This is a genomic window from Qipengyuania sphaerica (assembly GCF_019711595.1).
In the GTDB taxonomy this organism is placed as follows: domain Bacteria; phylum Pseudomonadota; class Alphaproteobacteria; order Sphingomonadales; family Sphingomonadaceae; genus Qipengyuania; species Qipengyuania sphaerica.
Map to the genome: position 1 here is coordinate 39,655 of NZ_JAIGNR010000002.1, position 22,191 is coordinate 61,845.

Here is a 22,191-nt window from a genome sequence, read left to right on the forward strand (position 1 = left end):
CTACCACGCCTCCACCGTGCCGTTCGCCACATCGTTGACGCGGTTCGGCCCCATGCCGCGCGTGCGGATCGCCGAGCCCGCGTCGGTGTAGAAGCCCAGCACTCCCGGCCCCGCGTCGATTTCGCAGCGGTCGAGCCATGCCTGTGCGGTGTCGTTTATCATCACCGCCGTAGGCTTGACCGCGCCGCCGTTCATCCGGTCGCCATTGTCATGCCCGAAGCGGCTTCCTGCCGCCCACATGAGGCTGCTGTGGATATTGCGCACCGTGCCGCCCGCGCCGCGCTCGTAATCGCCCGCAAGGTCGATCCCCAGCACATCGGAATGCAGCGTGTAGGCATTGGCGCTTTGCGCAACCGTAGTCTGTCCGGTCGAAAGGCCCAGCTTCACCGAGCGGCAGTTGACCGTAATCATGTGGCCCTTGGCATTGGCAACCGAGGCCTGATTGCAGTTGAAGCCATCGGCGGTGTTGTTGCTGCTGTCGCAATTGGAGAACAGCGCGAGGCCGTGCAGGTCATGCACCGATATGCCGTTGCCCGTGTGAAGCGGAGCCAGCACTCCGCCGCCATAGCGGAAGGTGCAATTCTCCACGACGACTGCCTTGCGCGAAGCGGGCAGAGTGGTGGGCTGGTAATGTAGCCCGCCGCCCGTCGAGAACGCGCCCTGATTGTCGAAGCCGCAGGTGGGGTCTTGCCCGCCGAGATAGATGCTCACGGGGTTCTTGACCTGCCACGAGGCAACGCCCGAGCGCAGCACGCGCGTATTCTGCGCCGTTACCGCCGCACCGTCCGCACGGTTGATCCAGATATTCGCCCCGTCCTGATGCCAGCTCCCGGGCATCCTGTTGCAGATAGCAGGGCTATCGACATGCTTGAGGTCGGGATGGAAGCCATCGCGGTCCACATTGGCAAGGTCGATCACGCGCGTGCAGTTTGCGTAAGCGAAGCTGTAGGTGTTGGTATAGGTCGCATCGAGCGTGGGCGCGGCGAAGTCGGCCCATGTTCCCGTCACCACGCGCCCGCCCGTGGCGATGAAGGCCATGTCCACGGTCGGGTAATTGGCTTGGGCAGCCTGATTGTAGAAGATGCCGTAATCGCCCGCTGCCACGAAAACCTTCGCGGGTTGCCCGCTGGCATTGGCAGCGATCACCGCCTTGAACATCGAGCGCCACGGATTGCCCTGCGTGCCGTTGCCCGCACCGTCGCTGCCTGTCGGAGAGACATAATAGGTATTCGCGGGCGCAGAGCGCGCCGTGGAGAACAGGTCGAAAATCTCGGCGGGCGATTTGTCGAGGCTGGCCACGGGAAGGCCGCGCGCGGGATAAGTGACACGCGCCTCTGGCACGTATTCGCCTACGCTCCATGCCGCCGCGAATTCGGCAGGCATGGCAGTGGGCAATGCATATCCGGCGAGCGGTACGCCATATTCGCCGAGGGCTTTCGGGCTCAGGCTCCCGATGCTTCCGCTGGTCCGCATGTGTTTAGCCCTCCCCGACGAGATCGCTGGCGGTCGTGCCGCTCGCGCGGACGAAACTGGCCCGCACCGCAATGTAGCTGGCATCGGGCAGGTTGCGGTACGTCACGTCCTCGGCCGCATCGATCCCGCGCAAGGTGATATCTCCGCCACTTCCCACATAGATGCCCTTGGGTACCGATGGGGGGGGCGTCGTGTCGTGGGGTATGATGGCAAAAGGTGCGCGCGAGGGTTGATCGGCGCTGTCTCGGTAATCGGCAAAACGATCCATGCTGTGCTCCTTGGGAATTCACGGAGCACGCTGATTAGGCACGGTGGCCAACTGTAGGAAACCCCCCAATTTCGGATTGGGGCTGCGCTCTGATGCGGTCAGGCCATGCCAAGCGTTCGATCGACCAGCGCAGAAAGCTTTCGGGCGCTTGCTTCCCAACTGAACTGACGGGCCCGGTCGAGGCCGAGCGCCGTGAGTTGATCGGCCAAGGCCCGGTCCTCGATCACCTTGCACATGGCCTTGGCGATTTCGCCGGGCTGCAGGGGATCGAAGTAGAGCGCCGCATCGCCGCACACTTCGGGCAGGGCCGAAGCGCTGGACGTGACGACAGGCGTCCCGAGCGCCATCGCTTCGAGCGGCGGGAGGCCGAAGCCTTCGAGAAAGGACGGCATCACGAAAACTGCGGCATTTTCCATCAGCGCGCGCAATTCCTCGTCGCTCACCCTGCCAAGCCGACGAACCCCCGGGATTTCAGCCGCCGTTGCTTCGCTCCGGAACACTCCGGAAGCCGATCCGCCAACTATCGCAAGGTCGAAATCCGGGTTTTCGATCCCAGCGTAAGCTTCGACGACCGCCGAGAAGTTCTTGTTCGGGTTCGCGCTGCCGACACACAGGGCATAGGGCCGCTCCGACAATCCGAAGCGCGCGACCGCACCTTGGTCGGACGCTATGTCCAACAAGTGATCCGCCGCATTATGGATGACCTCGATATCGGCAGAGTCTATCGAAAATGCCTTGGCAATCTCATCTGCCGACCAGTGCGATACGGTACAGATCGTTGCGGTCTTGGTCAGGATCGACTGCGCCACGCGATAGCCGCTGCGAAAAGCCCATGAATAGCCATCGGGTCCGAGCAGGTAATTCACATCGTGGATCATCACGATCTGCCGGCGCAGGCCCAGTGGTCCGGTATTGTTGAGATTGACCAAAAGATCGGCTTGCCCGGCAGCCTTTCTGAGGATCGTCTGCTCCCACAAATGGCCCGGCGCCTTGGTCGAGAGTGGCTTAACCGTGATCGGTATGTCGTAATCGGGCAGCGGTGCGGCTGGTGCCATTGCTTCGACATTCCCGCGCAACTTCATCAGCCGTCCGCCGAGTTCGTAGCAGACCCTCTGTACGCCGGTAAGCGCTTGATTTGTGAAACGGGCGTTGAGGATTATTCGCGACATCTTGTTGCTTTATCGAGTTAACGGGAAGTTGCGCCTTTTAGCTGTTCATTCGGGCGATAAAAGCGTTAAAGCCGCCCGAAAATTCCTATTCCCGAAACCGGAAAAATCCCGTGAAAACGCGCCTACTCGTCGTCTCCAGTGCCTACGAGCCCTTTGTTATCGGAGGGGCGGAACAGAGTGCCCGCACTTTTTGCCTGCGCTTGCAGCAAGAGGGCTACGAGATCGCGATCCTGACCACCTCCCCGTCGAAGAATGACGAGGTCTGGGGCGAGGTCAATGAGGACGGAATGAAGGTCTACCGGGTCATGATGCCGCGGCCCTATACGCTGTTCGACCGGTCTGATGTGTCTCCGCTCGACAAGGCGCGATATCACCTCGCCGATCACTTCGCGCCCTTCAATCCTGCGCTTGCAAATCGGGTTATTGCCGATTTCAAACCGGACCTCGTCAACATCCATGCCATCCAGGGCCTGGGGCACAACAGCGTGAAAGCCTACGCAAAGGCCGGATTGCCGGTAGTCTATACGCTCCACGACCAGGGACTTGCCTGCATCAACATGTCGCGTTTCCGCGATGGCAAGCTGTGCGAGGGACAGTGCACCGCTTGTCGTTTCTCCTCCAAGGTCAAGACGAAAGCGTGGAACCGGACGAAGCGCCTCAGCTTCATTTCACCCTCCCGCGCCAATCTCGAGACGGTCGCGCAATTCGTCCCCGAGGTCGCCGAAAGACCGGCCTTCGCCATCGGCAACCCGAATTCCTATCCGGTGCATGCGCCCGGCGCACGGAGCGAGGGCACGACCAATCTACTGTTCGTCGGGAGGCTGCATTCCTCGAAGGGCGTGGACATTGCCATCGAAGCTCTGCTCCCGCTGGCGACGGCGCATCGTTTCAAGCTCCGCTTGCTGGGGACGGGCCCCGACGAAGCCGAGTTGAAGCAGCGTTACGATAGCCTGGACTGGGTCAGCTTCGATGGCTTCGTTTCGATGGAGGAAGTGGGCGAGGCCATGGGCTGGGCTGACGTGTTGTTGGTGCCCTCGACATGGCAGGAAAACTTTCCCGGTGTCATCCAGCACGCCCAGCAGTCGGGGCTGCCGGTCATGGCGAGCCGGATCGGGGGCCTGCCCGAAATGGTCGATGACAGGCAGGACGGCCTGCTCGTCGCGCCCGGCGACGTAGCTGCATGGAAGGGCGCCTTCGAGAATGTGCTTTCGGACGCCGGATTGTTGGAACATTTGGCCAAGACCGCGCGCGAGCGTGCCTCACTGCAAAGTCCGCAGGCCCTGTCGGAAAAGATCGAGGAGGTACTCGCCCTGACTATCGATCCGGACCGACCCGCTACGAAACTGGGCGCGCAGGACAGGGTCTTTCCGCGCTGATACCGGTCAGGACTGGCTGACGATCCGCGCCGGATTGCCGACGACCGTGGCACCGGGCGGAACGTCGTTCAAAACCACCGCATTGGCACCGACGATGGCATTCGCGCCCACGGTGACCCCGCCGAGGATCACGGCGCCTGCGCCGATGTAGGCGCCGTCTTCCACCCGGCCCATCGCCGGGTTGGTATCGTTGCGCTGACCGATGGTGACGTTCTGGTAGATCGAGACGTTGCGCCCGATCACGGCGCCGTCACCGATCACGATGCCGAACGGATGCGGCAGGTAGATACCCGGCCCCAGTTCGGCTGTCGGCGAGATATCGCTGGAAAAGCACATGGCGTGCAGGAACCACAGGATACGGCGCAGCACCCCGCCGACGAGAGGTATTCCGGCTACCGCCTCCTGGAGCCGCCGCCCGGCCACGTAGTGAAACGAGGGCGCGAACAATAGGTATCGCAGCACGTATCCAAGCGTTGCTTCCTGGCCCGTTCTGCGCGCAATCGCCGCAAGGTCCTGAGCGAACTTGCTCCGATCCTTTGCCGGGACCGAAACCGGCCGGTCTTCATCAAACCTTGCCATGATCAGCCCTGCCAGCGGCTCAGAACGGCCTGAAAACGTTGAACAACGGTGCGGCCTGCAGGAAGTCGCGGAACGCACCCTTGAGGCCCGAGTAGCCCACGACGACCACATCCCCGCTGATGATGTCCGGGTTTTCGGCGCTGCCTTTGCGGATGTCACTCAGATTGAACAGAGCACCGTAGCGAGTCCCGTCAACTTCGCGGAAGACCATGATTTCGTCGAGCGCGGCGGTGCGTGTCGGGCTCTTGGCCAGCGCAATTACCTCGAGCAGGCTGGCGCGCCCGTTGGGCAGCTCGTAGCGTCCCGGTTCGGTCACGCTGCCTTCGACGGTGACATACTGGCTCGCCGATGCATTGACGAAAACGGTGACCCGCACATCGTTGTAATAATCCGCATCGAGGCGCTGCTTGAGTTCGGCGGTCAGCTCGGCTGGCGTCTTGCCCTGCGCCTCGACCGTCCCGATCAGCGGATATTCGAACTGCCCCCGCGCATCGACAGGGATGTCCGAAAACGAAAGCGAGGGTTCATTGAAGACCGAAATCGTCAACCGGTCGAACGGGCCAATCCGGTAAAAGGCACCCTCTTCCGGGGCGGTCCCTTCGAGAGTGGAGTAAGCATCACCGTCGCGCGCAACGTCCGGAGACGGCGCGGTCGCGCAAGCGGCTACGAGCACTGCGAAGAGCGACAGGATCAGGTACCTAAATTTCATCTGATGCAACCTTATCGGATTTGTTCGCCAGCAGCAGGCCTGCTGCAATTCCAGCAACGATAGACATCGCGATCGCCCTGAGCGGATAATCGACCAGCGAATGCAGGCCAATAACAAAAAGAGCGAAAGCCGCCCAGCTATCGGCAGGATCCCACATGCCCCGCCATTTGCGCACCATGGAAACGAACAGGATCGCTCCCATTCCAAGAAGCACGACGAGGCCGGGTAAACCGGCTTCGATGACGAATTCGAGCCAGTCGTTATGCGCGCGGTTGGCATAGGTCGTGTCGACCACTGCCAGGCGTTCGGCCAGCCCGAATACATGGGGGAAGGTCCCCAGTCCCGTGCCGAACGGCCAGGCCTGACCAGCCAGCCAGACAGCGTCGGGCCAGATTTGCGAGGTCCTGCCGCCAGCCGATTGCGAGAAACGCGAAAGGACATCGACCAGCGCCGGTATCCGTGCGGCGTATGCCACTGCGCCCAATCCGCCGACCGCCAGGACAGCCGGCACTGCAAGACGGATCTTGCCTGTCTTGCGAGATGTGCCGCGCGCCATGACCAGGAGCGCACCACCAATACTGGAGAGCACGAGAAGCAGGAGACCCATCCGCGAACCGCTCAGGAATATGGCCGTAGCCATCAACAGGACAGAGCCGATGACAAAAGCCTTTTCAGAGCCGCGAGGTCTCTCCTGTTCGGCAAGGTAGGCTGCAGCAGCATAAATTGCGCAGGCGAGGAAGGTCGCCTGCGTATTCTGGTTTGCGAAGAAGCCGCTCTCCCCTGCGTCGATGCTGCGGGGATGGATAAAGAACGCATCGCCAAGAACGAGTTGCAGGCCCGCCAGGATCGAGCTGGCAAGTCCGAGCAGGCAAATCGCCAGCAAAAGGTGCACCCGGCTTGTCCCGGAAATTGATCCCGCGAGCGTTACTGCCGCGACGAAGGGTATGAAGGACAGGAAGCTCCACCAGGTCGCCAGCGGATCGAGCGAATATGAAAACCAGCTTCCCTCACCAGACACTGCCTCCAGTGCCTGGTGGTTGACCGAGCGGAGCGGCATTGCGGACCACGTTTCCGCTGGCAAGGGGACCAATTGCAGCAGTGCGAGCGCAGGAAGCGCGATGGCGAAAAGCCATGCCTTCCGGCTACCTGTACGAGGCGTTGCGAGGGCCGCCACATAGGCGAGCGATACCACAGCTGCTGCGATAGCCAGTGTCTCGCCCAGGGGCGACGGTGTGCCGCCAGCGCCAAACAGGAACCCGCACAGCACGACGACTGCCAGCGCGAGAAACGCGCGGTCGCTTGTGACGGCGCTGCGCCAATTGTCGCGGGATTTGATCACTTTGCGATATCTCGAAAAAAAGCGCCCGATGACGGGCGCTTTTACATCTTCAAGCTATGCCCGACCATGCATCATGGCCGGGCCGGACTCGACCCAGCGGGATCAGCCGTTGCTGTCACCGCCCGTAGTCGCAGCGACAACAACCACAGTCGCAGCAACAGCGGCGACGAGGAGGAAGAGCGCCGAACCCACGATTTCCGATTTCTCCTTTGCAGGAGCGGTCGCGCGGGCGACCTTAACCGGAGCAGACGGAATCGCCTGCGATGCGCGCACGGTCTCCGCCTGAGCCGCGGAAACGCCGAACGACGAGAACAACAGGCCTGCCGCAACTGCGGCCGAAATCTTTTTCATGAGTGCTACCCTGTATTTAGAATCAATTTGATTTGAGCGTTTTCGTAGGTTTCGCTTACGGAACTGTCAACGCGACTAAATGCCTCTGACAACCTATTCAGTGCGTGTTGCTTTTTTGCACCGCAACATGGCCGATCAGGCGTCCCCACGGGGGGACAAAGTGCACCTCCCACCCCTACTAACCAACCGGGTCAGCCGGGGCTCTTGGCCTTGGGTTCGCTATCGCCCCCGCCCCCGCCGCCCGCGGCAACGGCTCCCGTCGCGAGGAGGCCGCCAACGATGCCCACTGCCGTCATGCCGCCGAAACCGCCGCCGCTGCCACCGCTGCCACCAGTACCCGATTGCGCACCCTGTCCGGCTTGCTTCACCGGACTGAGGCCGCCGCAATTCTGGTTCTCGCGCCAGGCGAGCCACATGGACCAGTCGTAGTCGTCGCCCGAAGTGTCGACGCGGTAGCGCTTGCCGAAGAAGCGCCAGAGCTCGGGCTTGTTACCGTCTGCGATGAACTTGTCGTATTCGGAGACGTAGAGATCACAGTTCCACCGATCCGGCGGCAGGAGCGCGCCCTCGGCACTGGACATGATGATCGCGGTTTCGGCCCCGGTGGCAAGCGCAACGCTGCCATTCGCGGCGAGCGAGCCCGTCGCGGCAAGCAGCATAATCGGGAGAATCCTGCGCTTCTTCACGGTTACTTGGCCTTTTACCTATGCGCTTATTGGCTGCAAAGTGTGAATTTTCCCTTAGCACCGGGAATCCGCACAGGCGCAAACGAGGCGAATCTCCTTTCCTACACGAACCGATTTGGTTCATTCGTCAGCGAGAAGGAGATTGCAAATGGCACTTATCGAGTCCCTCATCGGCCCCATCGCCTCGATCATCGACAAGATCATCCCCGACAAGGAAGCCCGCGCGAAAGCCAAGCTGGAACTGCTGGCGCTCCAAGGCACGCATGAGCTGCGGCAGATAGAGGTGCGCCTGTCTGCCATCGTTGCCGAGGCCAACTCGCGAGATCCCTGGACAAGCCGGGCCCGGCCCAGCTTCCTTTATGTGATGTATGCGATGATCCTGTTTGCCTTGCCGATGGGCATCCTCGCAGCCTTCGCTCCGTCGGCGGCGGAAGGTATCGGCAGGGGCATCACATCCTACCTGCGCGGCTTGCCCGACGAACTGTATGCGCTCTTCGGGACCGGCTACCTCGGCTACACCGCAGCCCGGCAGTGGGGTAAGATAAAAGGCATTGAGAGCTAAGCCCGCGAGGCTTCATCGGAAATTGAGGATTGTCCGTTACCCGCTGGTACATATGGAGGGCCGGGAATGTCACGCGGACTATTCTGGACGCTAATCGTCCTGCTGACACTTTTCATGCTGGTTTGCGCAAGCGAACTGGGCGTGCTTCTCGGCGCGTTCGTCGCGATCATCGGCGCGATATTGTTCATCGCGCCGATCATGCTCCTCGACCGGGACGGCGTGATCGATGTTTCGACATGGCCCGAAATGTGGCCGATGATCCTCGCCGTCTTCATCGTCGGCATGTTTGCCATGATCGCGCTGTTCGCGGCCTACTCGGCCTGGGGGATGCTCGAAGGCGGCGAGCAGCGGAAAGCCCGCGCGCGCTTCGCCCTTTCCTATGCGATTTTCGCCATCCCCGCAGGGCTGGCCCTGTCGCTCAAGTCACTCACAGACTATTTCTAGCTGGCCGCGCAGGGCTTTGCCTCTTGTCCTGCCTCGCCTAAGGGTCGGCCGATGACCAACACCGTCTTTGTCCTGAACGGCCCCAACCTCAACCTGCTCGGTGCGCGCGAGCCGGAGATTTATGGCACCGAAACTCTGGCCGATATCGAGGCCATGCTGCACGATCAGGCAGGGCCGCTGGGACTGGAAATCAGTTTCCACCAGACCAATCACGAAGGCCAGCTGGTCGACTGGCTGCACGAGGCGAACCGGCAGAAGGCCAGGGCGGTGCTGCTCAATGCTGCGGCCTATACCCACACCTCGATCGCGCTGCTCGACGCGATCAAGGCGATCGATGTTCCGGTGATCGAAGTTCACCTGTCGGACCCCACCACCCGCGAGGATTTCCGCCACATCTCCTATGTCGGCATGGCGGCCGCGGACTGCGTGCAGGGCCTCGGTCCGCGCAGCTATGCCGTAGCGTTGGACAAGGCCGCCGCGTTCTAGAATTCGCCCGCGCCCCTTGTCTTGGCGCGCCAGCGGTAGCATAGGCGCTGCCGATAACTGACAAGGGACCATTCATGGCCGATCGTAAAACTGCCGGAAAATCCGGCATGAATGTCGACACCGCTCTCGTGCGCGAACTCGCCGAGATGCTTGGCGACACCGGGCTCACCGAAATCGAAGTCGAAGACGGCGAACGCAAGATCCGCGTATCGCGCGGCGGCGGCGTGGCAATGGCCGCAGCAGCGCCTGTCCCGATGGCAGCCCCCGCGCCTGCCGCGCCCGCTCCTGCCGCAGCACCGGCAACCGACAACGCGCCTGCCGCAACCGACACTGCCGGCGCGATCAAATCGCCCATGGTCGGCACCGTTTACCTCGCCCCCGAACCGGGTGCAGCGGACTTCGTGAAGGTCGGCGACAGCGTGAAGGAAGGCCAGACCCTCCTCATCGTCGAAGCGATGAAGGTGATGAACCCGATCACCGCGGACAAGGCGGGCACGGTCAAATCGATCCTCGTCGAGAACGCCCAGCCGGTCGAATTCGACCAGCCGCTCGTCGTCCTCGGCTAAGGGTCAGCCATGCCGATTTCACGCATCCTCATCGCCAATCGCGGCGAAATCGCGCTGCGCATCCACCGCGCCGCGCACGAGATGGGTATCGAGACGGTCGCGGTGCACTCCACCGCCGACGCCGATGCCATGCACGTCCGCCTTGCCGACCATGCCGTGTGCATCGGCCCGCCGGCAGCTGCGGACAGCTATCTCAATATCGCCAACATCATCTCGGCAGCCGAAGTCAGCCATGCCGATGCGATCCATCCGGGCTATGGCTTCCTTTCGGAGAACGCCAAGTTCGCTGAGATCGTCGAAGCACACGACATCGCCTGGATCGGCCCCAAGCCCGAGCACATCCGCACCATGGGCGACAAGGTCGAAGCGAAGAAGACGGCCGGTGCGCTCGGCCTGCCGCTCGTCCCCGGTTCGGACGGCGCGGTCGAGACTGTCGAGGAAGCCAGCAAGATCGCAGCCGAAATCGGCTATCCCGTGATCATCAAGGCCGCTTCGGGCGGCGGCGGCCGCGGCATGAAGGTCTGCGAAAGCGAAGACCAGCTTGAAACGCTGATGAAGCAGGCGGGCAGCGAGGCGAAGGCCGCTTTCGGCGACGCCACCGTCTATATCGAGAAGTATCTCGGCGATCCGCGCCACATCGAATTCCAGGTTTTCGGCGACGGCAATGGCAATGCCATCCACCTGGGCGAACGCGACTGCTCGCTCCAGCGCCGCCACCAGAAGGTGCTTGAGGAAGCCCCCTCCCCCGTGCTGGGCGAGGAAGACCGCATGCGCATGGGTGAAATCTGCGCGCAGGCAATGCGCGACATGGGCTATCGCGGCGCGGGTACGATCGAGTTCCTGTGGGAAAACGGCGAGTTCTATTTCATCGAAATGAATACTCGCCTGCAGGTCGAACACCCGGTCACCGAGGCGATAACCGGCGTCGACCTGGTGCGCGAACAGATCCGCATCGCCGACGGCAAGCCGCTGTCCGTCACGCAGGAGGATCTCGAGTTCAAGGGCCATGCGATCGAGTGCCGTATCAATGCGGAAGACCCTTTCACCTTCGCTCCCAGCCCCGGCAAGGTCACGCATTACCACCCGGCGGGCGGCATGCATGTGCGCGTCGATAGCGGGCTCTACGCCGGCTATTCGATCCCGCCCTATTACGACAGCATGATCGCCAAGCTGATCGTCTACGGCCGCAACCGCGAAGGCTGCATGATGCGCTTGAAGCGCGCGCTGGAAGAGATGGTGATCGAGGGCGTGAAGACCTCGGTCCCGCTGCACCAGGCGTTGCTTGAGCAGGACGACATCAAGAGCGGCGATTATTCGATCAAGTGGCTGGAAGAGTGGCTGAAGGAGCGCGAGGGCTAGGGCCCGGCTGAATGCTCTCGATTGGATTTCCTGCGCGATGAGCGGTAGGGTGAGCGGGTGAAATATCCGATCTTGCCCTTGCTTGCCGTCTTTGGGCTGGCCGGCTGCCAGATGGTGCCGGAGAAGCCGCTCGGTCCGCACTCGTCCGAGAGCACGCCGTTCGCGCGCACTTCGCCCGAATGGCGGGGACTGAAATTCGCGCGCAATCGGTGCTCGACTTGCCACGGTGTCGAGCAGGGCCAGGTGTCTGCCAATCCCGACGCGCCGACTTTCATGGCGATCGCCAATACGCCGGGCATCGACCGGGCCGGTTTGAGCGAATGGCTGAAGGACGAGCACGATTTTCCGGACGCGATGTATTTCGCCGTCCCGGACGAGCATATCGACGATCTGGTCGCTTATGTGATGACCCTGCGCAGCCAGAAACCCGATGCCGGAGCCTGACCCGGGCTCTTAGCCGATCGGACCTATAACGGTACGCCCGGCTCGTTCTTGCTGGTGCGGATCGTCAGCGATGTCTTCACGCTCGCCACATTGGGTGCGGGCGTCAGCTTGCTGGTCAGGAATTCCTGGAACGCCTGCAAGTCGCGCGCGACGATCTTGATGATGAAATCGATCTCGCCATTGAGCATGTGGACCTCGCGCACTTCGGGCAGGTCCTTCATCGCGGTCTCGAATTCGCGCAGCGCGTCTTCGGCCTGGCTCTTCAGGCTGACCATGGCGAATACCGTGATCGAGAAGCCCAGCTTGGAAGGATCGAGTTCGGCATGATAGCCGCGGATCACGCCGTCTTCCTCCAGCGCGCGCACGCGGCGAAGGCATGGCGGTGCGGTCAGGCCGACGCGGTGAGCCAGTTCGACATTGGTAATCCGGCCTTCGTCCTGTAGTTCGGACAGCAGCCGACGATCGATATCGTCGAGATTGGCCATGACAAATTCTTCCCTGTTCGAGCCAGAAGCCCCTTGTAGCGCTTCGCTATTATGAAATGATGAAAAGGCGAAAACGCAGTGTTGGATAACATTATTATCTTTGCCAGCAATTGTCCCGCTTTGCAACGCTCCTGAGGAGCCCACTGGTTAACGGCCGGGTAACCGTATCTGTTGTCCCAGTTTGAGGGCGATTCTGCCATGGCGGACGCTCGACCATTGTAATTTCCGCCGGAGAATTGATGCATTTCGACGACCGCCTTGCCACTGTGTTGCGCATTCGCGCCACCGGCGAGCGTGCGGCGAAGACGCAGTTCCGCCAGCTCATCGACCTGCTTGGCGAGCGGCCGCAGGCGGGTGACCCGGCGCTGAAGGCGGCGGCCTACCTCCGGCTGATCGCGCTGGGCGAAATGATCCCGCCCAAGACCCGCGCATCCATCGTCGGCGAGCACGGCTGGCGCTTCCGCAACCCGGAACTGGTGAAATGGTTTGGCGAAGCGCATCCTCATGTGGCTGCAGCAGCGCTCTACCGTGCGCAATTGCGCGGACCCGAGTGGGCCGAACTCATCCCGAAACTGCCGATCCGCGCGCGTGGTTTCCTGCGCCACCGCAAGGACTTGCCGCATGAGGCCGTGGAAGTGCTCGACCGACTGGGCGTATCCGATCGCGCCCTGCCCGAACCCGAAATCCTCGACCTGATGGACGAGCTGGACGCGTTGCCCGAAACGGAAGAACCAGCGCCTACGCCGTCGCCCGGGCCTGACGCAGACGAGCCCACCCACCGCCCTGCCCCCGCCAAGGAGGATGTCCGCACGCTGGTCGAGCGGATCGAAGGGTTCCGCAAGGCCCACGCTGCAGAGAAGGATGCCGACGGCAATGCCGAAGCTCCCCGCCTGCCGATGGGTGACGACATGGCCGAACCCGGTCAGCCAGGCCATTTTCTTTTCGGCGCGGATTTCGACGGCCGGATCGACTGGGCCGACAAACACATCGCCCCGATGGTGGTGGGCACCGATCTCAAGACGCTCGGTTCGGATGCTGTGAAGCAGGCGCTTGCGCGCCGCCAGCCGCTGCACGGGTCCAAAGTCACCTTGCGCGGGGCAACGCGGATCGAGGGCGAATGGGTTATCGACGCCACCCCGCGCTTCACCCGCGAAGGGCGCTTTTTCGGCTATGCCGGCCGCTTCCGCCGCGCAGTGACCGAGGTCGTCGACCGCAAGGCCGCCCATGCCGATCGCCTGCGGCAATTGCTCCACGAACTGCGCACGCCGGTGAACGCCATGCAGGGCTATGCCGAGATCATCCAGCAGCAGATGATCGGGCCCGTCCCGCACGAGTACCGCGCCATCGCCGCCACCATCGCGGGCGATTCGGCGCATATCCTCGCCGGGTTCGATGAACTCGATCGGCTGGCGAAGCTGGAGGCTGGTGCCCTCGACCTCGAGCCGGGCGAGGCCGATTTTGCCGCCATCGTCCGCCGGCAGGTCCAGCAGCTTCAGACCGTGCTCAGCCCGCGCGTGGCGCGCTTCGATGCGGACCTCGGCGATGCACGCGCGCCGATCGCGATAGACCGGTCGGAAGCCGAAATGCTCGCGTGGCGCCTGCTTGCCACCTTGGCGGGAGCCACCGGCGCGGGCGAGGCGATCGGCATCCGTCTAGATACCGAGAGCGAGCAGATCGAATTCGCAGTCAAGCTGCCGGCAACGCTACGCGGCGCGGAAGACATATTCTCGGTCGAGACCCGACCCAGCACCGGCGCGCTCAGTGCCGGCATCTTCGGCGCCGGGTTCTCGCTCAGGCTGGCGCGTGCAGAAGCGCGCGCGGCCGGCGGCGACCTGGCGCGCGACGGCGATCGGCTGGTGCTCTCGCTGCCGCTGCTTGCCGCTGCCGGCACCGTGCCCAGCCCCGAAAATGCAACCGGATAGGCACAACTCGCGCATCGCCGCTTGCCCTTGGAGGAGCGCGGCGCTAGGCGGCGATTTCGCCTTCTCGGACGGTTGGCGGGGGCCCGTAGCTCAGTTGGTTAGAGCTGGCCGCTCATAACGGCTAGGTCGCGGGTTCGAGTCCTGCCGGGCCTACCAACCGCCGTCCGGCAAAGAAGTTCGACGTACGTGTCGGGGAGTGGCGCAGCCTGGTAGCGCACTTGTTTTGGGTACAAGGGGTCGCAGGTTCGAATCCTGTCTCCCCGACCACACGTCGAACCCTGCACGGGCTAACATCCCGGGTCAGACAGCAGAACTGAACTTGCGACTGCTCGGCGAACGGTAGCCGTCGAAAATTGCCGCAATGGTCCGCGCATAGGGCAAGCCTTCGGGCAGGATGTCGAGCCACTGCCGGTCGATCGACGCGAGACCGCGGTCGAGGAACGGCTGGAGAGCCTCCCTCCCCTCTCTCATCAGGCAAGCTCCGAGTTGAGCTCGGCCCTGGCATAGCAGCTGCTCGATGACCGCTGCGCGATAGCGGTCGTCGGCCGTGCGCCTGATTCCGCGATTGGCGGCCAAGTGGTCCTGCGAGGCGATCATCCGGTAACGGCCGCTGTTCTTCTCGTTCTGGGACAGAAGGTGCGGGAAGCTGCTGATTGCGGAGGCGCCGAGGCCGATCAGGACATCGCTCGGATCATCGGTAAAGCCCTGGAAATTCCGGCGGAGTTTCCCCTCGAAAGCAGCCCGCGCCAGCGGATCACCGCCTGGCCTTGCGAAATGGTCGAAGCCGATCGGCGCATAGCCGTGGGTGGCGAAATAGGAATATCCCATCTCGGCCATGGCGAAACGCTCTCGCTGGTCGGGAAGGTTGCTATCGTCGATAACCTTCTGCCGCGGCACGATATGCGGGACATGCGCATAGCCGAACAGCGCCACGCGGTCGGCGCCAAGCACGCGGGTGCGCTGGAGGCTGTCTTCGAGATCGTGCATCGACTGGCCGGGCAGGCCGTACATGAGATCGAAATTGAGCGAGGCAACGCCTGCCTCGCGCAGCCAGTCGACCGTTTGCACGATGCAATCCTCCGATTGGACGCGCCCGATGGCTTCCTGGCAATGCGGGGCGAATGTCTGCACGCCAAGACTGGCGCGCTGGATGCCGACGCGTTCGATCACCGCCGCCCATTCCCGCGTCATCGTGCGCGGGTCGAGCTCGATCGAGATAGCCGGATCGGGCGCAGCGAAGTTGAAGAACAGTGCATCGACCAACCGCTGGAAATCGTCCGGGTTGATGGCGTTGGGGCTTCCGCCCCCGAAGGCGATCCGCCTGACGCGAGCAGATTGCGGGAGCAGCGATGCCACATGGACGATTTCGCGGTGGAGTGCGGCCAGGTAGGATTCCAGCCGCTGGCGCCGCCCAGCCGCAGCTGTGTTGCACCCGCAATAGAAGCAGATTTTCTCGCAGAACGGGATGTGGATGTAGAGCGACACGTCGCCTTCGGCGTGGCGCAGTGCCTGCCGGTAATGGTCGGTATCCAGATCGCCGAATTCCGCAGCGGTGGGATAGCTCGTGTAGCGGGGCACGGGCTTGGCGAGCAGGTCGGGGTAATAGGTCCACATGCCCGACTGATGGGCCGGACATGGCGAGGGGTCATTGAGCCAGATCAAATCTCTTTCGGCACGAGCCGCTGTGGCAGGCCTTGGCATTGCAGGGTGGCTCTGGCGGAGCCTTTCGCTTTAGCGGGATTTCCACCGATCCGCCCTGGCACAGGCCAGCCTTGATCGATTTCTCGGCCACAGGCAGCGGCCCAAGGGCCAGCGGAAGCAGCGCCAGCAAGCCGGTAAGTGTCGGCAGGCTCATGGCGCGTCCTCCTCCTCGTCGTCGATCAGGATGCGCTGCGCGGCCCCGTCGAGATCCTCGAATTGGCCCTTGCGCATGGCCCAGAAAAAGGCAGCCAGTCCCAGCAACCCCAGGCCCAGCGCGATCGGGATCAGGAAGGCGAGCCCGCTCACTGCGCGGCCTTTGCGAGGCGGAGCGAATTGCCCACGACCACCACAGAACTCAGCGACATGGCGATTGCCGCTATCATCGGTGTCACCAATCCTGCCAGCGCCAGCGGCACCGCCAGCACGTTATAGACGATTGCGAAAGCCAGGTTCTGGCGGACAATCGCCATGGTCTTGCGGGCAACGCGCACTGCCAGCGCAACCGGCATGAGCGCTTTGCCGAGGAACACCGCGTCTGCTGCCTGCTGGCTTGCATCGCTGGCGCTTCCCGGCGCTATCGAAGCATGTGCTGCCGCGAGGGCCGGTCCGTCGTTTATCCCGTCGCCGACCATCAGCGGCTTGAGCCCGTCGCCCTTCAGGTCTTCGAGAAGGCGCAACTTTGCATCTGGGAGGAGCTCGGCCTTAGCGGCGATGCCGAGTTTACCGGCCACCGCCTCGACCGGTCCCGAGCGGTCGCCGGATATTATCGAGGCATCCACCCCCTCTTGCCTGAGCGCGGCCAGCGCATCTCCGGCATCGTCGCGAAGCGGGTCATTGAAGGGGATGTCGATCGCCTCCTCGCCTATCGCGAGGCTGGTCGCGATGGGAGCGCTCGCGTTGCGGGGTCGGACGAGCGCCACCGGCGTATCTCCGCAAAGCGCCATCACGCCCCTGCCGGTTTCCTCGCGCAGGCCAGACAAGGTGGCTGGTTCGATCCCCTGCGCTACGAGAGCTTTCGTAATCCCCCTGCTCAGCGGGTGCCTGCTGCTTCGTGCGAGCGCCAGCGCGACGGACGCCTGATGGGTTGTGAGATGGTCGAGCTGCGGAACGGGCTCACCGAGCGTGAGCGTACCTGTCTTGTCGAACAAAGCGACATCGACCTCGGCCAGCCGCTCAAGCGCGCTGCCGTCCTTTACCAGCAAGCCGCGTTTCGCGAGTGCTCCCGAAGCGACCACCTGCGCTGCCGGCACGGCGAGGCCCATGGCACAGGGGCAGGTGATGATGAGTACGGCAATCGCGATGATCAGCGATTGGTGCCAGCCGGCCCCGGCAATCATCCAGCCTGCAAATGCCAGCAGGGCCAGGGAATGGACGGCAGGGGCGTAGAGGCGCGAGGCGCGGTCGGCGATGCGAACATAGCTGCTGCGCGACTGGCCTGCCTCGTCCATCAAGCGGGCGATTTCGGCCAGCGCGGTGTCGGACGCTGCCGCCGTCACCCGCACCTGCACCGGGTTGCCCAGATTGATCGCGCCCGCATGGACGAGATCGCCCGGACCCACGCCTTCAGGCGCGCTCTCGCCGGTAAGCATGGCATTGTCGAGCGTGGTCGAGCCGTCTTCGATGACACCGTCGGCGGCGAGCGCCTCTCCGGCGGCCACCAGCATCAGCATGCCGGGCCCGAGATCTTCTGCGGCCAGCGTCCGGTGCGTGCCGTTTTCGCCCAGGACCGTCGCGCTCTTGCCCATGCGCGAAAGAAGCGCGCCAATGCCCGCGCGCGTCTTGTTGCGCATGACTGCATCGAGCGCCCTGCCCGCGAGCAGGAAAAACAGCAGCATCACCGCGCCGTCGAAATAGGCATGCTCCCCGCCGGTCATCGTTTCGAATATGCTCAGCCCCGTTGCCAGCAGGACGCCGATCGAGATCGGTACGTCCATGTTCGTGCGCCGGTGACGCAAAGCCATGGCCGCGCTTTCGAAAAAGGGGCGGCCGGAATAGGCGACGACAGGCACGGCGATCAGCGCCGAAAGCCAGTGGAAGAGTTCGCGCGTGACACCGCCCGCGCCCGACCACACGCTGACCGACAGGAGCATGATGTTCATCATGCCGAAGCCCGCTACGGCCACGGCGCGCATCAGCGCCTTGCTCTCGCGGTCGTCCGTTGCGAGCGGATTGTCGGCGACCTTCTGCGCCTCGAAACCGATTTTCTCGATCGCAGCGACGAGGTCCTGATCGCTCAGGCTTTCATCGTGCCGGACCGCGACGCGCTTGGATGAGAAGTTGACCCGCGCCGCCGCGACACCTTCGATCTCTCCCAGCCCCCGCTCGATCTTGGCTATGCATCCGGCACAGCGCATGCCCGGAACCGTGAAGCGGCTGTCCGTGAGCCTTTTGCCTTCGAGCTTTTCGCGGGCGAGCGGGGCGTTCATTGCAGCTCCGTTTCCTCGACCCAGCGCTCGTCACCACTCTCGATTGCAACTCGCGCGATCCATCGACCCGAAGGCAGCGTGTCGGTCGAGGCATAGAGGCCGTCACCGGTTCTTTCGAAAGTGATCGAACGGTCGTCGGGCTGACCAAGCGGCCTTCTCAGATCGGCCGACAGCTCTGCATAATGCGGGACGCCCTCGGTAGCCACTAGCAGCCGCCCGTCCCCGGTGCGGGACAGCTCGGCAGCATAGCCGAGCCTTTCGCTCTCCCTTGCTTCTTCCAGCCACCCGTTGAACTTCTGGCTCGCGACGTAGGAGTTCTCGACCACCACACCCCCGAACCCGCCAATCGCCACCGAGGCCATGTAAAAATTGACCGCAATCACGATACCGAACCCCCCGACGAGGATTGCTGCCATGTCTTTGCCGGTAAAAGGGCGCTGCATCATTCGTTCTCCGGTGCGTCGAAGCGGGTCTGGACGGTATCGGTCTCGCGCTGTTCGTCGAGCGAGGTGACGCGGAAGGTAAACTGCTGCGATGCCGCACCCTTGGGGACAGCAACATAGGCGCGCACCTGTCGCACGAGATCGGCTGGCACGGTCACGGTCTGCGTAGGTGCGGACTGGTTCCGCCCGATAGTATCGGTCCACATCACCGCTCCGGGTAAGCCTTCGACCACGATTTCCATGTCACGCGGGCGGCTTTCCATGTTGCGCAGCTTGAGCGTGTAGGAATTGCGCACCGAGCCATCGGACAATAGCATGAAGGGCGGGTTGCGGTCGGGCGCTACGGTCAGTTCGGTGTGGCTGCGATTGCCCAGCGCAAACAGAAGTGCGCCGCCAATGCCCGCCCAGATCATGAAATAGGCGATCGTGCGCGGGCGCAGCAGCGTGCGCAGCGGCGATTTCACCTCGCCCCCTGCCGCCTCGCGCTCGCAGTCCTCTAGCGTGGCATAGTCGATCAGCCCGCGCGGGCGGCCGATGTCCGCCATGACCCGGTCGCAGGCGTCGATGCACAGGCCGCAGGTAATGCAGCCGATCTGCGGGCCTTCGCGGATATCGATACCGGTCGGGCAGACCTGCACGCACTGTGTGCAGTCAATGCAGTCGCCGAACTTGTCCGGGCTGCGCTGCGCTTTCTTGACGCTGCCCCTGGGCTCCCCGCGCCAGTCCTTGTAGGTCACCAGCAGCGACTTCTCGTCCATCATCGCTGTCTGGATGCGCGGCCAGGGACACATGTAGATGCAGACCTGCTCGCGCATGAAGCCGCCCAAGGTCACCGTGGTCAGCGTCAGGATGGCAACGGTGATATAGGCAACAGGCGCCGCCTCGCCGCGCCAGAAATCGTACACCAGCGTGGGCGCGTCGGCGAAATACATGATCCACGCGCCGCCGGTCCAGAAGCCGATGAAGAGGTAGATCGTCCATTTCAGCGCGCGGCGCATGACCTTGTTCCAGGTCCACGGTTCCGCATCGAGCCGCAGGCGCGCGTTGCGATCGCCGTCGACGAAACGGTCGACATGCTGGAAGACATCGGTCCACACCGTCTGCGGACAGGCATAGCCGCACCATGCCCGGCCGACGGCGCTGGTCACGAGGAACAGGCCGATTCCCGCCATGATCAACAGCCCGGCGACGAAATAGAATTCGTGCGGCCAGATCTCGATATTGAACATGTAAAAGCGCCGGTTGGCGAGATCGACGAGCACCGCCTGGTCGGGCGCGTAGGGCCCGCGATCCCAGCGTATCCACGGCGTGATGTAGTAAATGCCCAGCGTGACGAGCATCACCAGCCATTTGAAACGCCGGAAAGGTCCGTCGATCCGCTTGTTGTGCACCGCCTTGCGGGGCTCGTAGAGCTTTTCCGGCAGATGCTGGCGCGGCGGTTCATGCGGTTCGTGGCGACGCGTGGCCGCTTCGGGCTCGGCGACGGCGCTGGAGACGGGCTCGTTGGTCTTGGCGACACCGTCCTCGACGATTACCGACCAGTCTCGCCCGCCCCCTGGCTTGTTCTCGTCAGGGTTGCTCATCGACCTCGACCTCGGGATCCTCGGCGACCTCGATGAAGTCTTCGCCTCCCCCGAGCGAATGGACATAGGCGGACAGCATCTTGATCGTCACTGGGTCGAGACGCCCTTCCCACTTGGTCATCATGCCCATGCGCGGGTTAAGGATCTGCCGCTTGATCTGGTCGCGGCCGCTACCGCGCAGCCAGATCGCGTCGTTGAGCCTAGGCGCACCCTGCGCCCGGTCGCCTTCGCCGCGCACACCGTGGCAGGCGGCACAGTTATCGGCGTAGAGCTGCGCTCCTACCGTGTTGCTGTCGGCCTTGCCGCTCAGAGAAAGCACGTGATCGGTCAGCGCGTCGAGCTGCGCGTTGTCGAAGGCTCCGGCAAAGGGCGGCATCACGCTCGTGCGCGTCTCGTCGTCGTCTGCCTGGCGAATGCCATGGACAAGCGTGTACTCGATAGCCTTGAGGTCGCCGCCCCACAGCCAGTCGTCGTCATTGAGGTTGGGATAGCCCAGTTCCTGGCTGCCTGCCGCACCCGAGCCATGACATTGCACGCAATTGACCCGGAAGGCGGCAGCGCCGCCGGCAACTGCCTGCTGCATGAGGTCGCTGTCCTCGGGCAGGCGCTCGAGCGGGATGCGGGCAAGCTGCTCGCGTACCGTGGCACGGGCCTGGTCGGCTGCGCTCATTTCTTCGGCCAGCTGGCCCCGGCTCGACCAGCCGAGAACGCCCGCCGTCGCACGGTCGATCATCGGCCAGGCCGGATAGGCAATGACATACCCGATCGAGAAAACGATGGTGAGATAGAAGGTCCACAGCCACCACCGCGGCAGCGGCGTATCCAGTTCCTCGATCCCGTCCCATTCGTGGCCGACGGTCCGCGTGCCGGTCGGTTCATCGATGCGCTTATTCGCCATCGTCTTGTCCTTCGAAGATCAGGGTTGCAGCTTCGTGATTGCGTTTCTTCGCGCCCGGGCGGAACGGCCAGGCGCACAGGCCGACGAACAGGACCAGCATCATCACCAGAGCATAGCTGTCCGCAAAGTGGCGCAGGGTCTCGTAAAGGCTCATCGTCCCTTCTCCTCAGCCAGTTCCTCAAGGGCCGCGGCGCTTTCGAAGTCGACCAGTGTGCCAAGCATCTGGAGATAGGCGATCAGCGCGTCCATTTCGGTCAGCCGGTCGGGGTTGCCGTCGAAATCGCGGATCTGCGCCTTGGGATAACGCTCTGCCAGATCTCCCGCATCGAGGTCTGGATCGGCCTGCGCGAGCATGTCTGCCTCGGCGTTTTCGAGATCCTCGTCGGTATAGGGCACACCGACCCGCATGAGCGCCGTCATCGTGGCCTTCGGATCGCCGATCTGGAGATCGGTTTCCTTCAGGAAGGCATAGGGCGGCATCACGCTTTCGGGCACGACGCTTTGCGGGTCTTCGAGATGCTGGACATGCCATTCATCCGAATAGCGGCCGCCCACACGGGCCAGGTCCGGTCCCGTACGCTTCGAGCCCCACTGGAAGGGGTGATCGAACATGCTTTCCGCCGCGAGGCTGTAGTGGCCGTAACGCTCCACCTCGTCGCGGAAGGGGCGGATCATCTGGCTGTGGCAGACATAGCAGCCTTCGCGGATGTAGATATCGCGCCCTGCCTGTTCGAGCGGGGTATAGGGCCGTACGCCCTCGACCTGCTCGATCGTGTTTTCGAGGTAGAACAGGGGGACCAGCTGGACGAGGCCGCCGATCGCGACGGTCACGAAGGTGCCGATGGCAAGCAGGGTGATGTTTCGCTCGAGCCGCTTGTGGCCCGTGACGGTTTCTTCGACGATGGGATCGGTCATTTTTGCA

26 protein-coding genes and 2 tRNA genes are annotated in these 22,191 nt (G+C 63.2%); 10 read left to right on the forward strand and 18 right to left on the reverse strand.

What is annotated here, in order from left to right; all coding sequences use genetic code 11:
* The 3 genes from K3178_RS07780 to K3178_RS07790 form a co-directional block, all read right to left on the reverse strand.
* Entirely contained in the window at positions 1-1,473 is a 1,473-nt protein-coding gene (locus K3178_RS07780; protein ID WP_221570857.1) for a hypothetical protein, read from the reverse strand.
* A gap of 4 nt (positions 1,474-1,477) precedes the next feature.
* Positions 1,478-1,741 carry a spike base protein, RCAP_Rcc01079 family gene (locus tag K3178_RS07785; protein ID WP_221570858.1) on the reverse strand — a complete coding sequence of 88 codons (264 nt, stop codon included), beginning with the start codon at positions 1,739-1,741 and terminating at the stop codon, positions 1,478-1,480.
* Between the two features lie 98 nt (positions 1,742-1,839).
* Positions 1,840-2,910: a glycosyltransferase family 4 protein gene (locus K3178_RS07790; protein ID WP_221570859.1), complete on the reverse strand. Its 1,071-nt coding sequence runs from the start codon at positions 2,908-2,910 to the stop codon at positions 1,840-1,842.
* 110 nt (positions 2,911-3,020) lie between these two features.
* Here K3178_RS07790 and K3178_RS07795 point away from each other — a divergent pair, with 110 nt between their 5' ends.
* Positions 3,021-4,286 (forward strand): glycosyltransferase, encoded by a 1,266-nt coding sequence (locus tag K3178_RS07795; RefSeq protein WP_221570860.1) that lies wholly within the window; start codon positions 3,021-3,023, stop codon positions 4,284-4,286.
* A 6-nt stretch (positions 4,287-4,292) separates the two neighbouring features.
* On the opposite strand, the gene K3178_RS14305 is transcribed toward K3178_RS07795, so the two are convergent.
* The 5 genes from K3178_RS14305 to K3178_RS07820 all read right to left on the reverse strand — a co-directional run bounded on the left by K3178_RS14305 (position 4,293) and on the right by K3178_RS07820 (position 7,950).
* Complete coding sequence (locus K3178_RS14305; protein WP_221570861.1) at positions 4,293-4,865, reverse strand: serine O-acetyltransferase; 573 nt, start codon at positions 4,863-4,865, stop codon at positions 4,293-4,295.
* Positions 4,866-4,884: 19 nt separating this feature from the next.
* Positions 4,885-5,574 (reverse strand): polysaccharide biosynthesis/export family protein, encoded by a 690-nt coding sequence (locus tag K3178_RS07805; protein ID WP_221570862.1) that lies wholly within the window; start codon positions 5,572-5,574, stop codon positions 4,885-4,887.
* Positions 5,564-6,913 carry an O-antigen ligase family protein gene (locus tag K3178_RS14385; protein ID WP_221570863.1) on the reverse strand — a complete coding sequence of 450 codons (1,350 nt, stop codon included), beginning with the start codon at positions 6,911-6,913 and terminating at the stop codon, positions 5,564-5,566. The genes K3178_RS07805 and K3178_RS14385 overlap by 11 nt, the downstream gene beginning before the upstream one ends.
* Before the next feature lie 102 nt (positions 6,914-7,015).
* Positions 7,016-7,264 (reverse strand): hypothetical protein, encoded by a 249-nt coding sequence (locus K3178_RS07815; RefSeq protein WP_221570864.1) that lies wholly within the window; start codon positions 7,262-7,264, stop codon positions 7,016-7,018.
* A gap of 191 nt (positions 7,265-7,455) precedes the next feature.
* Positions 7,456-7,950, reverse strand: a complete 495-nt coding sequence (locus K3178_RS07820) for a hypothetical protein (protein ID WP_221570865.1) — start codon at positions 7,948-7,950, stop codon at positions 7,456-7,458.
* A gap of 148 nt (positions 7,951-8,098) precedes the next feature.
* On the opposite strand from K3178_RS07820, the gene K3178_RS07825 reads away from it, so the two are divergent.
* The 6 genes from K3178_RS07825 (at position 8,099) to K3178_RS07850 (ending at position 11,811) form a co-directional block, all read left to right on the forward strand.
* Positions 8,099-8,512 (forward strand): holin family protein, encoded by a 414-nt coding sequence (locus tag K3178_RS07825; protein ID WP_221570866.1) that lies wholly within the window; start codon positions 8,099-8,101, stop codon positions 8,510-8,512.
* A 66-nt stretch (positions 8,513-8,578) separates the two neighbouring features.
* The gene (locus tag K3178_RS07830) at positions 8,579-8,956 is read left to right on the forward strand and encodes a hypothetical protein (protein WP_221570867.1); all 378 of its coding nucleotides are present in this window, start codon (positions 8,579-8,581) and stop codon (positions 8,954-8,956) included.
* A gap of 51 nt (positions 8,957-9,007) precedes the next feature.
* Positions 9,008-9,442: a type II 3-dehydroquinate dehydratase gene (locus K3178_RS07835; RefSeq protein ID WP_221570868.1), complete on the forward strand. Its 435-nt coding sequence runs from the start codon at positions 9,008-9,010 to the stop codon at positions 9,440-9,442.
* Between the two features lie 107 nt (positions 9,443-9,549).
* Positions 9,550-10,008, forward strand: a complete 459-nt coding sequence (gene accB / locus K3178_RS07840) for an acetyl-CoA carboxylase biotin carboxyl carrier protein (RefSeq protein ID WP_221571201.1) — start codon at positions 9,550-9,552, stop codon at positions 10,006-10,008.
* A gap of 9 nt (positions 10,009-10,017) precedes the next feature.
* Positions 10,018-11,367, forward strand: coding sequence for an acetyl-CoA carboxylase biotin carboxylase subunit (gene accC / locus K3178_RS07845; protein WP_221570869.1), 1,350 nt, complete (start codon positions 10,018-10,020; stop codon positions 11,365-11,367).
* 57 nt (positions 11,368-11,424) lie between these two features.
* A complete protein-coding gene (locus K3178_RS07850) occupies positions 11,425-11,811 on the forward strand; it encodes a c-type cytochrome (RefSeq protein ID WP_221570870.1) in 387 nt (128 codons plus the stop codon).
* A 23-nt stretch (positions 11,812-11,834) separates the two neighbouring features.
* On the opposite strand, the gene K3178_RS07855 is transcribed toward K3178_RS07850, so the two are convergent.
* The gene (locus K3178_RS07855) at positions 11,835-12,296 is read right to left on the reverse strand and encodes an Lrp/AsnC family transcriptional regulator (protein ID WP_221570871.1); all 462 of its coding nucleotides are present in this window, start codon (positions 12,294-12,296) and stop codon (positions 11,835-11,837) included.
* Positions 12,297-12,535: 239 nt separating this feature from the next.
* Between K3178_RS07855 and K3178_RS07860 the strand changes: the two genes are divergently transcribed.
* From K3178_RS07860 to K3178_RS07870, 3 genes are all read left to right on the forward strand, one after another.
* On the forward strand, positions 12,536-14,218 hold the full coding sequence (locus K3178_RS07860) for a sensor histidine kinase (protein ID WP_221570872.1): 1,683 nt from the start codon (positions 12,536-12,538) through the stop codon (positions 14,216-14,218).
* A 79-nt stretch (positions 14,219-14,297) separates the two neighbouring features.
* Positions 14,298-14,374: transfer RNA gene (locus K3178_RS07865), tRNA-Ile, on the forward strand.
* Positions 14,375-14,408: 34 nt separating this feature from the next.
* Positions 14,409-14,485 (forward strand) — tRNA-Pro (locus K3178_RS07870).
* 33 nt (positions 14,486-14,518) lie between these two features.
* Here the strand turns inward: K3178_RS07870 and hemN are convergent.
* The 9 genes from hemN to ccoO are packed head-to-tail and all read right to left on the reverse strand — an operon-like array spanning position 14,519 to position 22,184.
* Positions 14,519-15,832: an oxygen-independent coproporphyrinogen III oxidase gene (hemN, locus tag K3178_RS07875; RefSeq protein ID WP_221571202.1), complete on the reverse strand. Its 1,314-nt coding sequence runs from the start codon at positions 15,830-15,832 to the stop codon at positions 14,519-14,521.
* 31 nt (positions 15,833-15,863) lie between these two features.
* On the reverse strand, positions 15,864-16,073 hold the full coding sequence (locus K3178_RS07880; protein ID WP_221570873.1) for a hypothetical protein: 210 nt from the start codon (positions 16,071-16,073) through the stop codon (positions 15,864-15,866).
* Entirely contained in the window at positions 16,070-16,225 is a 156-nt protein-coding gene (ccoS, locus tag K3178_RS07885) for a cbb3-type cytochrome oxidase assembly protein CcoS (RefSeq protein WP_221570874.1), read from the reverse strand. Before ccoS ends, K3178_RS07880 begins: the two co-directional genes overlap by 4 nt.
* Complete coding sequence (locus K3178_RS07890) at positions 16,222-18,345, reverse strand: heavy metal translocating P-type ATPase (protein WP_221570875.1); 2,124 nt, start codon at positions 18,343-18,345, stop codon at positions 16,222-16,224. The genes ccoS and K3178_RS07890 overlap by 4 nt, the downstream gene beginning before the upstream one ends.
* Positions 18,342-18,791 (reverse strand): FixH family protein, encoded by a 450-nt coding sequence (locus tag K3178_RS07895; RefSeq protein ID WP_345719873.1) that lies wholly within the window; start codon positions 18,789-18,791, stop codon positions 18,342-18,344. Before K3178_RS07895 ends, K3178_RS07890 begins: the two co-directional genes overlap by 4 nt.
* On the reverse strand, positions 18,788-20,371 hold the full coding sequence (gene ccoG / locus K3178_RS07900) for a cytochrome c oxidase accessory protein CcoG (protein ID WP_221570876.1): 1,584 nt from the start codon (positions 20,369-20,371) through the stop codon (positions 18,788-18,790). The genes K3178_RS07895 and ccoG overlap by 4 nt, the downstream gene beginning before the upstream one ends.
* Positions 20,358-21,269, reverse strand: a complete 912-nt coding sequence (gene ccoP, locus K3178_RS07905) for a cytochrome-c oxidase, cbb3-type subunit III (protein ID WP_221570877.1) — start codon at positions 21,267-21,269, stop codon at positions 20,358-20,360. The genes ccoG and ccoP overlap by 14 nt, the downstream gene beginning before the upstream one ends.
* Positions 21,259-21,423 (reverse strand): cbb3-type cytochrome c oxidase subunit 3, encoded by a 165-nt coding sequence (locus tag K3178_RS07910; protein WP_221570878.1) that lies wholly within the window; start codon positions 21,421-21,423, stop codon positions 21,259-21,261. Before K3178_RS07910 ends, ccoP begins: the two co-directional genes overlap by 11 nt.
* On the reverse strand, positions 21,420-22,184 hold the full coding sequence (gene ccoO, locus K3178_RS07915; RefSeq protein WP_221570879.1) for a cytochrome-c oxidase, cbb3-type subunit II: 765 nt from the start codon (positions 22,182-22,184) through the stop codon (positions 21,420-21,422). The genes K3178_RS07910 and ccoO overlap by 4 nt, the downstream gene beginning before the upstream one ends.
* Positions 22,185-22,191: the final 7 nt, after the last annotated feature.

Coding starts and splice junctions, on each gene's coding strand:
- K3178_RS07780 (WP_221570857.1), bottom strand. CDS start 1,473: ATGCGGACCAGCGGAAGCATCGGGAGCCTGAGCCCGAAAGCCCTCGGC.
- K3178_RS07785 (WP_221570858.1), bottom strand. CDS start 1,741: ATGGATCGTTTTGCCGATTACCGAGACAGCGCCGATCAACCCTCGCGC.
- K3178_RS07790 (WP_221570859.1), bottom strand. CDS start 2,910: ATGTCGCGAATAATCCTCAACGCCCGTTTCACAAATCAAGCGCTTACC.
- K3178_RS14305 (WP_221570861.1), bottom strand. CDS start 4,865: ATGGCAAGGTTTGATGAAGACCGGCCGGTTTCGGTCCCGGCAAAGGAT.
- K3178_RS07805 (WP_221570862.1), bottom strand. CDS start 5,574: ATGAAATTTAGGTACCTGATCCTGTCGCTCTTCGCAGTGCTCGTAGCC.
- K3178_RS07815 (WP_221570864.1), bottom strand. CDS start 7,264: ATGAAAAAGATTTCGGCCGCAGTTGCGGCAGGCCTGTTGTTCTCGTCG.
- K3178_RS07825 (WP_221570866.1), top strand. CDS start 8,099: ATGGCACTTATCGAGTCCCTCATCGGCCCCATCGCCTCGATCATCGAC.
- K3178_RS07830 (WP_221570867.1), top strand. CDS start 8,579: ATGTCACGCGGACTATTCTGGACGCTAATCGTCCTGCTGACACTTTTC.
- K3178_RS07835 (WP_221570868.1), top strand. CDS start 9,008: ATGACCAACACCGTCTTTGTCCTGAACGGCCCCAACCTCAACCTGCTC.
- accB (WP_221571201.1), top strand. CDS start 9,550: ATGAATGTCGACACCGCTCTCGTGCGCGAACTCGCCGAGATGCTTGGC.
- accC (WP_221570869.1), top strand. CDS start 10,018: ATGCCGATTTCACGCATCCTCATCGCCAATCGCGGCGAAATCGCGCTG.
- K3178_RS07855 (WP_221570871.1), bottom strand. CDS start 12,296: ATGGCCAATCTCGACGATATCGATCGTCGGCTGCTGTCCGAACTACAG.
- K3178_RS07860 (WP_221570872.1), top strand. CDS start 12,536: ATGCATTTCGACGACCGCCTTGCCACTGTGTTGCGCATTCGCGCCACC.
- hemN (WP_221571202.1), bottom strand. CDS start 15,832: ATGTGGACCTATTACCCCGACCTGCTCGCCAAGCCCGTGCCCCGCTAC.
- K3178_RS07880 (WP_221570873.1), bottom strand. CDS start 16,073: ATGAGCCTGCCGACACTTACCGGCTTGCTGGCGCTGCTTCCGCTGGCC.
- K3178_RS07890 (WP_221570875.1), bottom strand. CDS start 18,345: ATGAACGCCCCGCTCGCCCGCGAAAAGCTCGAAGGCAAAAGGCTCACG.
- K3178_RS07895 (WP_345719873.1), bottom strand. CDS start 18,791: ATGATGCAGCGCCCTTTTACCGGCAAAGACATGGCAGCAATCCTCGTC.
- ccoG (WP_221570876.1), bottom strand. CDS start 20,371: ATGAGCAACCCTGACGAGAACAAGCCAGGGGGCGGGCGAGACTGGTCG.
- ccoP (WP_221570877.1), bottom strand. CDS start 21,269: ATGGCGAATAAGCGCATCGATGAACCGACCGGCACGCGGACCGTCGGC.
- K3178_RS07910 (WP_221570878.1), bottom strand. CDS start 21,423: ATGAGCCTTTACGAGACCCTGCGCCACTTTGCGGACAGCTATGCTCTG.
- ccoO (WP_221570879.1), bottom strand. CDS start 22,184: ATGACCGATCCCATCGTCGAAGAAACCGTCACGGGCCACAAGCGGCTC.